The 11,978-nt window shown below is 63.8% G+C and carries 6 protein-coding genes; 1 reads left to right on the top strand and 5 read right to left on the bottom strand.

The annotated features are described in order from the left end of the window. Positions 1 to 529 (top strand): site-specific integrase (locus tag EV148_RS18110; RefSeq protein WP_199222827.1); only part of this gene is annotated, 529 nt, incomplete at its 5' end. Between the two features lie 19 nt (positions 530 to 548). On the opposite strand, the gene EV148_RS18105 is transcribed toward EV148_RS18110, so the two are convergent. The 5 genes from EV148_RS18105 to EV148_RS18085 all read right to left on the bottom strand — a co-directional run. After that, positions 549 to 1,337, bottom strand: a complete 789-nt coding sequence (locus EV148_RS18105) for an HNH endonuclease (RefSeq protein WP_241988148.1) — start codon at positions 1,335 to 1,337, stop codon at positions 549 to 551. Continuing rightward, a complete protein-coding gene (locus EV148_RS18100) occupies positions 1,334 to 3,274 on the bottom strand; it encodes a chromosome partitioning protein ParA (RefSeq protein ID WP_132000261.1) in 1,941 nt (646 codons plus the stop codon). Before EV148_RS18100 ends, EV148_RS18105 begins: the two co-directional genes overlap by 4 nt. Positions 3,275 to 3,280: 6 nt before the next feature. Continuing rightward, entirely contained in the window at positions 3,281 to 8,284 is a 5,004-nt protein-coding gene (locus EV148_RS18095) for an Eco57I restriction-modification methylase domain-containing protein (protein WP_241988147.1), read from the bottom strand. Continuing rightward, a complete protein-coding gene (locus EV148_RS18090) occupies positions 8,281 to 9,735 on the bottom strand; it encodes an ATP-binding protein (protein WP_132000260.1) in 1,455 nt (484 codons plus the stop codon). The genes EV148_RS18095 and EV148_RS18090 overlap by 4 nt, the downstream gene beginning before the upstream one ends. Then, a partial coding sequence (locus EV148_RS18085; RefSeq protein WP_132000259.1) for a helicase-related protein occupies positions 9,735 to 11,978 on the bottom strand: 2,244 nt, incomplete at its 5' end. The genes EV148_RS18090 and EV148_RS18085, both read right to left, overlap by 1 nt.

Below are 11,978 nucleotides of genomic sequence, written 5' to 3'. Positions count from 1 at the left end.
CCGCCTTGCTCGACATCCGCCGCTCCGATTGCCAAAGAACGGACATCGCAGCATCGTTCACACAGCGGTGATAGGTGAGGTCGGCGGACGCTTACAGTCCATCAAGTTCCAACCCCACTATGCCGACCGCGGCGACCACATCGCCATCAAAGGCTCATGGGCCAAGGGCGGACGTGACCGGACGGTGCCGATCAAGACGCCGGAGCAGCGGACGGTACTGGACGAGTCCCACCGGCTGGCAGGTTTGGGCTCGCTGATTCCGGCGGACAAGACCTACATCCAACAGCGGCACGTCTACGATGGGCAATGCAAGGCAGCAGGCCTGAGCAACATGCACGGACTCCGGCATCGGTATGCGCAGATGCGGTATGAGGCGCTGACGGGGTGGAAGGCACCAGCGGCAGGTGGTCTTTCAGTCAAGGGGCTAAGCCCAACGCAACGCATGGAAGACGACCACGCTCGTCAGACTATCAGCCGCGAATTGGGGCACGAGCGCATTCAAATCACTGCCACCTATCTAGGCCGCTAATCCAGCCAATGGATGGAGTCTAGGATGCGGATCCACTGCGTAGAAAGCGTTCACGGTGCCATTGCAAATAGGGCAGGTGTTCACTGGTCAGCCAGCGCAGCACCATGCCTGGGCGAATGCCAAGCCCGTGCAGATCGCCTGGGGACAGGCGGGTGCTGGTCAGCAGATGCCCGGCATCGTCGAAGCTGATCAGAAAGCGATCGAATAGCGCATCGAGATTGGCGACCAGCAGAAAGCCGTTGAAGGCATCCAACCGCTCAGCATCGTCGGCACATTCGGCCCAGGGCTTGGCATGGCTGGCACGCAGCGCCTCGGTCACAGTAACGCCGGTCACGGCGCAGGCGCCATCCCAATAAGTGAGCAAGGCATCGCGGTAACGCGCTTGCCCCACGCGCTGACGCACCAGGCGCTCGACTTCCGTGCCCCGGGCCTCGGCGGGTATCGCTTCGACAGCCTGCGCCACGGCGGCGTGGTAGTCGCGCACGGCCTGATTCGGCAAGGCCTGCGACAGGCTGCCCGCGCGGCGCAGCAGGGCTGCCAGATCGGCCAGGGTGGGCACACGAAACACGTCATCGGCACCGGCCCAGGGCTGGAAGCTGCGCAGCAGCTCCGGCAGCAGCGCGGGCGTGGCCGGCTGAAAACGCACCTCGAAACCTTCGGCCCCTGCGGTCACTGCCGCCTTGCTGCGATGGCGAGCCGAAGCCAGCCCCACCGCATCGCCCACCGGCGACAGCACATGCTCGAAGCCGTTGTCGTGGCCGGCTTTCTCGACCAGCGCCCGCTGTAGTGGATTCACCGCGGTACTCATGTCAAAGACGCCTGTTCTGCACCCACCCGCTGACGAAGCAGAAGACCATCCTCGCTGTCGGATGAAAGCCTGAGCCGCTCAAAAGACTTGAAAGCGTCCGAGGGCTCAGTCGATGTGGTGACGATGTACTGGAAAGAATCACCTCCACTCGATGCGACATGCCCAAGCAGTGACCACAGTATGGCCTCACTCATTTCTGCCTCGCGAGGTGAGTCGTGCAGCAGGAATCCCGGATGAAAGCTGTCCGGGGAGGTGCTGTCGAGCAAGCAGGCGATATCCCCGGCCAGAATTTCCAGAACCTTGAAGGTTGTCGAGTGCATTGGCCCCATCTGAAATGGATGGTTGCGGTGCCTATCCTCATCGTTGAAAACGCCCCAGCGAAATGAGGGAAGCGACTTGGCGAGGGCCTGCATGGCTGCGCTGATGGCTTGGCGGCGCCCTGCCACCATGTCGCGTTCTTGGACGAGCTGGACTTGAAGCTGGTCATGGCGGCGCTGGGTCGATTTCAGTTGGCGCTCCAGCGTCGTGATCTCCTGAGAGGATGACTTGCCCGTAGCGATGTCTTCATAGTGTTCATAGTCCTCGATGGCATCGCTGAGAATCTGGTCGGCTGACAGGGATTGTGCGTGCCTCGTCATAAGCTCGGCTTCCCGTTGATCGATGGCTGCAACTTGTGCATTCATGGGCGCTATCTCGGCCTCCAGCTCATCCCGTCGGCGACGCAGGGGCGCCAGTTCGCTTTCAAGCTCTCCTTTGGAGCGCTGATGCAGAGCGATCCGCTGCTTCCGGTCGATCTGCGTCTGCTCGATCCGCTCCATCACATGGCGGCAATCCCTGAGCAATCGGTTTCCCGCGTCGCAGCGAGTGGGTAGCTGTTGTTGCAAAGACGATGCTTCTTCCTGCAACTCGGCTACCCGCTGCATGTCACCGGCCAGCATGGCTTCGTTCTGCTTGATCTCATTGGTCAGAAGGTCAATGCCAGCTTTCAGCGGTGCACGCTTTTCCACCCACGCCTGGCGCTGTGCCGCGAGTTCTTGCCGTTCGGCATCGATGGCCGACAGCTCCTGTTGATAAGCCTCATGACGCTGCTTGGCGATGCCGATCAGGTTTGGGTGCTCAAGCAAGCCGTCCTGCCGGAACGGAGTAGCGGCGGAGACATCGAGGCGACGAGTCAGTTGGCGGCGCACATGTTTCAACAAGCGGGCGGGCTCCTCGCGCAGTGCTTGCAACTTCGATTTCTGCTCCTCCATCTCCCTGGCGGTGCTGTCCAGGTCGCGCAGTGTTGTCGCGTCATGCAGCAGACCCAGCACGATTTGCATGAGTGCCGCAGGGGACCTTGCTGGCAGGCTGAATCCAACGCCATCGGCGCGCCACTGGTAATAGTTGTGGTAGCGCGCATTCTGGTCGCGGGAACACCAGGCCAGAATCTGGTGCCACTCGATGGATTGCTTCGAGGTTGGCAACTCCTGAACGGGCAGGATTTCGACCAGATGCTGGCGCAGCGCAGCCTGGTAGGCACTGAACTCGTTTTCGGCCTCGTTGGCGGCCAACTGCCGCCAATCAGCAGATCGCGATGCTCGATAGTGTTTCTGATGCAGCCACGGCTTCAGGACCGTCCACACCTCGCCACCCACATGCACACGGGCGGCGACTGCGCCTTCTTTCAGCTCGCGACTGCTCAGCAGTTCGTCGCGCAAGGTCGAACCGGACCAAAGGGGATCATCCAGCACGAAGCGCAGCAACTGGCAGAAGGCTGTCTTTCCGACACCGTGACCGGAGCTACCCGCTCCAGGTGGTGACACGATCAGATTGAGCCCGCGCCGCAAGGGGATCTCGCGCAAGGGTCGCTGGGATGTCAGCGAATCCAGCAACCACAGTGTTTCGACCCAGAGGCGTGGTCTGGCATGACCTGTCGTCGAAAGGGCGGCACCATTCATAAGCACCTATCCCCGTTTGCGCAGTTCGTCGGTCTGCGCATCCGATGCCGAATCTGCCATCACTTCTGCCAGAGCGGCCGCATGGTGGCGACGAGCCTCGATCAAGGCACGCGCCAGCGATTCGGTGCGATAGTCACCAATGATGTCAGCCAGCGCTTCCGGGTTACGGATGGACAGCGGTGCCGTTGCGGCGACGCCCAACAGATCACGAAGCCAACCACAAATGTGCGTCCAACGCTCCGTGTCCACAGGCCCCAGCCAATCATGCAGTCTCTCAGCATGTGGCGTGTCTTCCGGCAATCGTGCCCCAAGAATGCGTCGCATGCGATTGTCGTCACACGGCCCGGCTTGCAGGAGCACATCGCACACCAGGCCCGCCAGCCAATCCTCGGCTTCGGAAGCAGGCGTGCCGCCTTCGGCATAGACGGGAAGCGGCACGGTACGTCGCGACGGTTTGACGGTGGGCACAGTGATCGGCTGCTGCTGTTGCAACACATCCCACGCCTCCAGCACCCGCCGTTGCGTGCGGTATTCGTCGAACTCCTTCAGTTCCTTGTTCTTGAGCACGCGGAAGGTTTCGCTGGGGTAGTCGTCGCCCATGACGTCGGCGGGGTCGAGGATGTAGCGTAGTTCTTCCTCGGTGAGGCCGTAGAGTCTGGCGTAGTAGGCGTCGAGTTCGGCGCGCAGGGTGGCGCGGCGGTCGGGGTCATAAGGGAAAGGGGTGAGCGGCGAGCGGCGGATGGCCTCGGGGGTGCAGTGCTTCCAGTCGCCGGTTTCCGTTTTCCATGCGCTCACCAATTCCTCGGCCCAGGGCTGCAAATCCCAGGAGGTGTAGGTCAGCTCCAGTACACGCGGGACGATGAATGCAAGGTCGGCTTCGGTGTAGCGGTCTGGCGGGAGTATGGGAAGTTGTTTGAAGTAGTAGAAGCTGAAATTGACACCTCCTACTTTCTGTCTCGCCACAAAATCAAGAGGTAGGCATTCAAGATTGCCAAGTAATGCAGCCGACTGCACAGCCTGGATCGATTCGTCCACAAGCCAGAGAAAAACGCTGTCTCCTTGAGCACTCATGGGCATTACTGTTGCAATCGTTGTACGTTCATCAGTAGCTCGCGCATTACGACGCCACCCCATCAACCACTGTGGGCAGGCGGCCTGCAGCCAGCGTTCAGCCAAGGCGAGCACGTCGGACTCGTCCGCCATAGGCGCTTCCGACGCCGGCAGATGGCCATAGTCGGCGGCGAGCGCCAGTACGGCGCGCTCGGCGTCGGGGTCGGTGGCGTACCAGGCGGTGGCGCTGCTGGCGCCGGGCGTGTAGGGCTGCACCCTGGCTTCGCCTTCGGCGGGCAGGTAGTCATCGTTCAGCGGTTGCAGGCATGGGGGGTTATCCCCGACGAACCCCAGTGATGTGGGGACGATGGCGCAGGCATAGGGATGCTGGGCGACAAATGCTTTCCACGCGGGATAGATGCCCATGCCGGGATGGGCGCGGCGCTGTTCGGCCAGGTAGCGACCGAACAACAACTGGGTGACGCACAGCGCGGCGGCCTGGGCGTTGCCGTCCTTGAGAGCCTTCAGCAAGCCATCGGGCAGACGGGCGACGCGTAGCCAGACTTCGCGGGCTTGCACCCAGTAGCGCGGGGTGACGGTGAAATCCGGGTCGGCCTTTTCAGGCAGCGTGACATCGCGACTGTTGCCGTCCGCCGTGTAGGTGGCCCAGCGGTGGTCGAACTGGTGGATGAGCTTGGCTTCGTACAGTGGCAAGCGGTCGGCAGCTGGCTCGTCCTTGAACAGATGGCTGTCGTTGGACATGTGCAGCATCGCCATGAACGAAATGCCCCACGGGTTTTGCTCAGGTTCCACCACTTTGGCGTGCTTGCCCTCGCCTGCGGTTACGACATCGCGCATCAGCACCGGGGCGGCGCGGTAGAGCTTCTTGGTCAGCTCCGCGTCGCGTTCGCTGCGGAAGACCGGGCAGGTGAGCGTGTTGGGGTTGATGAGACGGAATTCATCGGGCGTGAGGGTAAAGCGGCGGCGCGGGTCGGCCAGTTGGCTGACCTGGGTGGCGAAGCAGACGAATTCGGCCCGTTCCGCCGCGCCCAGGGTGAGCAGGCAGAACTTGTAGCTGCGGTGTACGGAGGGGAACACCGCCTCGCGGTTCTCGATGTCGTACAGGCTGACCAGCCGCCGGTTCTGGGTGATGTGCCCGAAGTACGCCTTGGTACTGTCGTCGGTAGCAATGCCGGTCGGCACGATGAAGCCGGCGCGGCCGCTGTCGGCATGGATTTGCAAGATGGTTTCGGCAAACAGCGCGTAGGTGTTCACGTCGCCCACGCCGGTCAGCGGGTAGCGTCCGCCGTCGTTGCCTTTCACATGGGCAAACACGCTGGCCGCCTCCGCCGTGCGGCGGGCGGTGACGAATTCACGGTAGAGGCGTTTTTCGGCCTCGTCCTCATGCACCTCATGGGCCAGGTCGGGGTACAGGTGGCGTGCCAGCATGCCTTCACTGAGCCACTGGATGCGCTGGGCGCGTTCGGCCTTGTTGCGAGCTTGCGCCACGTCGCGGTGGCGGGTGGCGAAGAATTCTTCTTCTTGCAGCTTGATGCGCTCCCACGGCGGATTGCCCAGCACACAGTCGAAGCCGCCCTGCGCAAACACCTGCGGGAAGGCCAGCGGCCAGTGGAACACGCGCGCCTGTTCGCAGGCCGCGCGTGCGGCGGCGATGGGCGCGGCGTGCTCGGTCTGGGCGCGTTGCGGGTCGGTCAGCAGCGCATGCAGGGTGATGCTGGTGGGCACAGTTTCTGCCATGTCCTCCGTCTTGGGCAGCAGGTAGGCGCCCACCAGCGCATCGGCGGCGTGGGCCAGGGGGCTGTGGGCGGAGTCTTCCAGAAAGCGGCGCCAGGCCTGTTCCTTGGCGGCCACCTGCTCGGGGGTGTCAGCGAGCAGGGTTTCGATGGCGCGCAGGGCATCGAGGCCGCTGCGGTTGTCCACACCCAGCAGCATCTGTTTTCGGTTCAGATCCTTGTCTATTTGCTTGAGACCGGCGGCGTTGGCCTTGGCCAGTGCCTTGCAGACGTCCTTGTCGTCGCCGCTCAAGGGCTTGAAGGCATCCTTGGCGATACCTTGCTCGAGCACGTTCAGGTCGGTCAAGCCCAGCAGGGCATCGCCCACTTGCAGGTGGTGGTCTAGAAAGCCCAGCGGGCGGCCCTCCTCGTAGCCTTCGAGCCACAGCGCCATGCGCGCCAGTTCGATGGCCATGGGGTTGCGGTCCACTCCGTAGATGCAGCGGGTCACCACTTCGCGCAGGGCGTGGCGGTAGTCCTGCGGCTGGATGGCACCCTCCTGCCCGCCTTCGAGGCTGCGCAACTGGGCCAGCTTTTCCGCCAGACGGCGGGCGGCGGCGAGCAGAAAGTGGCCGCTGCCGCAGGCCGGGTCGATGACGCGGATGGCCAGCAGTGCTTCGGTGGGGCTGGCCGGGTGGGCGGCCAGGCGCTGTTCGATGACGGGGTCGAGCGCGCTCTTGATCAGCTCCTGCACCAGGCTGTCGGGGGTGTAGTAGCTGCCGGTGAGCTTGCGGGCGTTGCCGGCGGTGCTGCCCTCTTCGGTGCGGCCGACGAAGCCGAAGGTGCGTGCAGGCAGGTCGATGGCGGGCACCAGTTCCAGCAGGCTTTCGTAGACGCTGCCCAGCTCTTCCGGGCCCATGTTGCGGTAGTCCACCGGCACCAGGCTTTGCGCGCCGGTCGGCTTGGCCCAGCGCAGGTGTTGCAGGGCGGCGAGCAGGTGGGCGTTGTCCAGGCTGGCGGCGTCGAGGTCGGGGCATTGCCCGGGGGAGAACAGGCCACCCAATGCGGGCAAGGCCAGGCGCGGCTCGCCCTGGGCCAGGCCACGGAAGACGATGCGGATGGCCTGCCATTGGTCGTCGTGGCGGGTGCGGGCGCGGCGCTTGAGGCACAGCTCGCGCAGGCGGGCCAGGGCGTAGCCTTCGGTATAGGCGCGGCGGGCGGCCTGGGCTTTGGCGCTGTCATCTTGCGGGTGCAGCACGCCGCGCTCTTCCACGGTGAACACGAAGATGAGGCGGTAGATCAGGCGCAGCAGTTGCTGGAAGTAAGCATCCTTGCTGAGCGTGCCTTCATGCAGGGCGGCGCGCAGGGCGTGGTTGTCGGGGTGTTGCAGGAAGCCCTGGCCGAAGGTCAGCAGGGCCTGTTCGACGCCATCGCGCAGGCCATCGCGCACGCGGGTGCCTTCCTGCTGGCCTTCGTTGCGCCAGCGTTCCCAGATGCAGTTGGCGGCGGATTGCCCCTCACCCCAACCCTCTCCCCGCTGGCGGGGAGAGGGAGCCATCGGAGAGCGGCTGGCGTGCAGCAGGCGCCAGACGTTGGCAAATTCGGCATAACGCTGGCCGCCGAGCAGGTCGGCCAGATCGACTTCGAGAAAGCTGGGGCGGGTGAGGCTGGCGGCATCGCGCAGCAGGCGCAGTTGCCTGCCGTTGCTGACGATGCCCCAGAGGTGATCGGGGCTGGCGTTGAGCAGCTCCTGCATGGCCTGGAACGGGGCTTTCCTGCGGCTGCCGCCGCCCTGCACGGCGAACTGCGCGTCGGCCTCGTCCAGCCCCAGGGTGTGCGGGGCCACCAGTACGGGCAGATGGCCCGCCATCAGGCTGACCGGGTAGCGCAGTTCGCCCACGGGCTGTGCTGGCGCGGCTTGCAGGGTGGCGTAGCCGAAGGCGTCGCGCAGCAGTTCGTGGACGAAGGCGGTGGTGAGCTGTGCGGCATCGAGGTCGGCGCGCTCCATCTGCGCGGCGAAGTGCTGCCATTGGGCGCAGGCGATCTGGAAAGCGCGGCTGTATTCGTCCTTGAGCTTGACGCCCTTGGGGGTGCCGTAGTCGGCCTCGCCCTGGGCGCTGGCGCGGCCCTGGGCGGCTTTTTCCAGTTGGTCGGGCAGGAACAGGCCGCCTTCGAGCTTGAGGGTGGGCAGGTCGAGCGTGGCCTGGGTTTTGCGGATGCGTTTCATGCTTGGTCGGTGGCCTCGTCGATGACTTCCCAGTGGCCGCCCTTGGTGGGGCCGTGGCGGCGCAGCTTGCCGGTGCGTTTTAGCTGGGTCAGGTGGTACTTGACGCCGTCGGTGCTGAGACCTGTTGCCCGCGCCAGCGCAACCGTCGTGATGCCTGGCTGGCTGCGCAGGTGTTGAAGCACGACTTCCTGGGCGGTCTTGGGCGGTTCTTGGGTAGTTTCTTGGGTAGTTTCTTGGGTAGTTTCTTGGGTAGTTTCTTGGGTAGTTTCTTGGGTAGTTTCTTGGGTAGTTTCTTGGGTAGTTCTCGTCGTTTCTTGGGCAGTTTTCAGGCCAGTCTCTGTGCTGGTCTCTGGGATAGCCTGCCGAGCACTCGGCCGCGCAAAGCGGGTGATGAACAGCCCACCGATTTCGATGAAGCTGGCATCGGGTGCGTTTTCCAGAATCAGCGGCACTCCCCGGCCCCAGGCTTCCACCAGATGGATGCGGCGCAGCATCTCGGCAATTTTCGGGTTGCGGCGGCGGGAGACATTGCCCTGACGTATCTCGTCAAAGGTGAGGTTGCCGTAGAGGCTGCCGGGGCTGCGGATTTCCAGCCTGTCCTTGAATACGGCCACCTGCACATAGTCCGGGTCGCGCCAGTCGCGGTGGCAGAAGGCGTTGACCAGTGCTTCGCGGATCGCCTTGAGCGGGATTTCGGGCACGTCCACGCGGCGCAAGCCTTCCAGCCTCATGCCGATGTGGATGTTTTTCAGCGCGTATTTTTCGGCCTCTTCGATCAGTTCGAGGATGTCGCCGTCGAAATCGTGACGATCGATGATGGTGGAACTGGTGTGGGTGGCAAACACCGCGCAGCGCAACTGGATGGGCGCGTCGGTAAAAAACAGGCTGGCGGCGTTGATGGGCGCCCCCTGGCGCAACAGGTCGAGCTTTTCCAGGGCGTTGGCGGCGCTGTCTGGCGGCAGGTCTGCGCGTGCAAGGAAGCGGCTGATTTTTTCGGGGCTCAGTTGTGCAAGCGTCAGGCCGCTGGGTTCGTTCTCCCAGCGCAGCGCATCCTGGTTGCTTTGCAGGATGAGGTTCTTCAGTTCGCTGGCGCTGAGTTTTTTATCTTCATCCGCCACCCGCATGTAAGCACGACCATAGGCCAGATAAGGCTGCTGCCAGCCCTCGGCCTTGACGTGCAGGCACGGCTTGCCTTCGATGGACTGTTGGGTGATGTGTGGATAAATGGCAGGTTCGATATGCGCGGCAATGGCCTGGGAAACATCACGCAAGGTCTTTTCGTTGATCTCCAGGCCCACGGCTTTGCCGTTGGGGGCGATGCCGAACCACAACTCGCCCTGGCCGTGCTTGTTGAGCATGGCGGCCAGCGAGACCAGCCCCTGTTTCAGCTCGGCCAGGGACTTCTTCAACTCAATGGTTTCGGTTTCCGTCATGGCGGCGGCCTGTTCCATCAGAGTGAATCCGGCAGCAGCACGTACACGCCCATCACATCGACCGGCAGGCAGGGGCTGACGCTGTGCTGGCCGACGTCGCGGGCGGCGGCGCGCACACGCGCGTGGTCGGTCAGCAGGGCATCGGCACGCTGCCGGGCCAGGGTCTGCAACTGCTGCGGGTGTGCGTCGAGGTAATCGAGCGCGGCGCGGACTTCGCGTTGCACGGCATCTGCGGGCAGGTTGCCGCTGGGTGTGCATTCGAGCAGGCGGCTGGCGCTGTCGTCGGCCAGCCATTGCGGGGCGTTGCGGCCCTGCACGGCCAACGTCACGGTTTCTTCGGCCATCATCTGGAAGGGCTCGCGGCGGCGCACATAGCTGAGCTGGTGCCGCAGGCGCAGCAGGTAGAGGGTGGTGACGACCTCCACATCATTGGTCAGCGTGACGGCACAACGGGCAGCCAGCGGACGCTCGCCGCCAAGTGCGTCTTCCAGCAGGTGCTGGGCCAGCAGGCCCACCAGCGGGTGGCTGCGGTGCAGTTCGGCAAAGTCGATGCTTTGCGGTTTGTCGATGCCTTCATCGGCCAGGCGCTGGCGCAAGGCTTCGGGCAGGTGTTGCGGCAGGAAGCGGGCGGTCTGTTTGCGGCCCATTTCCAGGGGCGAGCCCAGGCGCACGCAGGCGCTTTGCAGGAAGCGCTGCACATTGGCCTGGGTGCCCAGGGCCTGCTGCTGCTTGTGCCATTCGGGCAGCACTTCGTCGGGCTTGATACGGCGCTGGGCAAAGACGGTGCGGTTGGCCTTGGCTTTTTCCAGGGCGTCTTGCCACTGGGCCTGCAACGGCGCTAGCAGTTGTTCGGGTTCGCCAAAATCGAACGCGGCCTGGGGCGATGCGGCGCGGCTGTCACTGCGTTTCATCAGCGCGGCTTTGACCAGCGCCTGGTTGATGCGGGCTTCGTCTTCGGGCAGGGGCACGAGCACGCCCAGCTCTTTCTGGATGGCTTCGCCCTTGCGCAGGATGACGTTGAGCACGAAACCGTCCACCGGGTTGTCCTGCCCGTAGAGCATGGTGCAACGCACTTCGTCGGCCTGCTGGCCGAAGCGATCGACGCGGCCTTCGCGCTGTTCGTGGCGGGTCGGGTTCCAGGCCAGGTCGTAATGGACGACGGCGGTGAACAGGTGTTGCAGGTTGATGCCTTCGGAAAGGCAGTCGGTGGCGACCAGGATGCGTTGCTCGGCATCCTCCAGGTCTTCCACGCGCTCGCGGCGTTCTTCGGGGGTGAGTTCGCCGGTGACGGCATCGACAGTGGCCTTGGGGAAAGCGGCCTTGAGGTGTTCGGCCACGTAATGGGCGGTGGCGATGTAGCGGCAGAACACCACCGGGTGGTAGCCATCCTTCACCAGAAGGTCAATATGCCGGATGAGCACAGCCAGCTTTGGATCACCCGCCTTGCCGGAAAGACGTTGCGCGTCGGCGATCAAGGCTTGCAGGCGCGGCGCAGCTTCTTGCACCTGGGCAGGAGGCTCCAGATCACTGCCGGAGAGGTCATCGGCCTCGCCATCGTGCAGGCGCTCATCGCCGAGAAGCGCCTCATCCGGCACAGTGCCTTCCAGCCGTGTGGTCAACGCCTTGACGGCGGCTGCGGGCGACGATGCCACGCAGCGCAACAATGCCAGGGTGGCGTACCAGATGAGGCGCGCGCCACCTTGCTGTTCTTGCCGCTGCCCTTGCTGTTCGATGGTTTCAGCCAGTTCGCGGCAGTAGTCCTGCACGGCGTCGAAGAATGCGCCCCATTCGCCGCTGAGTTGATAGGTCAGCTCGGTTTTCATGCGGCGGGGAAAACCTCGCCCGTCATGGGTCTCGGTCTGCCACTCGACGATGTCCTTGCGACGGCGCTGGACGAAGTGACGCGCCAGTTCCTGACGCAGCGGGTCGGAGGCTGTCATGCGGCCTTGCAAGGCGGCAAAGCGTGGATCGAGCAGCGACAGCAGGTTGTAGAAGGCGGTTTCGTCACCAGAGTGAGGGGTGGCGGTCAGCAGAATCAGGTGTCGCTGCGCGTCACGGGCAAGGCGTTGCAGCAACTCGAAGCGCAATTGCTTGCCTGCGCCGCTGCTGGCGCAGGTGTGGGCCTCGTCAACGATGATGCATTCGGGGGCGGTAGCGAGAAACTGTTCGCGGTGGCGTTCGCTCTTGATGTAGTCCAGGCTGACGACCACCACGGGATGATGGTCGAACAGGCGCACTCCATGCGGAAGATCACGTTCGAT

The sequence above is a fragment of the Dokdonella fugitiva genome (assembly GCF_004342425.1).
Taxonomy (GTDB): Bacteria; Pseudomonadota; Gammaproteobacteria; order Xanthomonadales; family Rhodanobacteraceae; genus Dokdonella_A; species Dokdonella_A fugitiva.
The sequence above is the reverse complement of the archived record's forward strand: the minus strand, read 5'-3'. Positions and strand labels throughout refer to the sequence as shown.

Bases quoted from the DNA above. Each gene is read 5' to 3' on its own strand.
- EV148_RS18105 (WP_241988148.1), bottom strand. From the start codon at position 1,337: ATGAGTACCGCGGTGAATCCACTACAGCGGGCGCTGGTCGAGAAAGCC.
- EV148_RS18100 (WP_132000261.1), bottom strand. From the start codon at position 3,274: ATGAATGGTGCCGCCCTTTCGACGACAGGTCATGCCAGACCACGCCTC.
- EV148_RS18095 (WP_241988147.1), bottom strand. From the start codon at position 8,284: ATGAAACGCATCCGCAAAACCCAGGCCACGCTCGACCTGCCCACCCTC.
- EV148_RS18090 (WP_132000260.1), bottom strand. From the start codon at position 9,735: ATGGAACAGGCCGCCGCCATGACGGAAACCGAAACCATTGAGTTGAAG.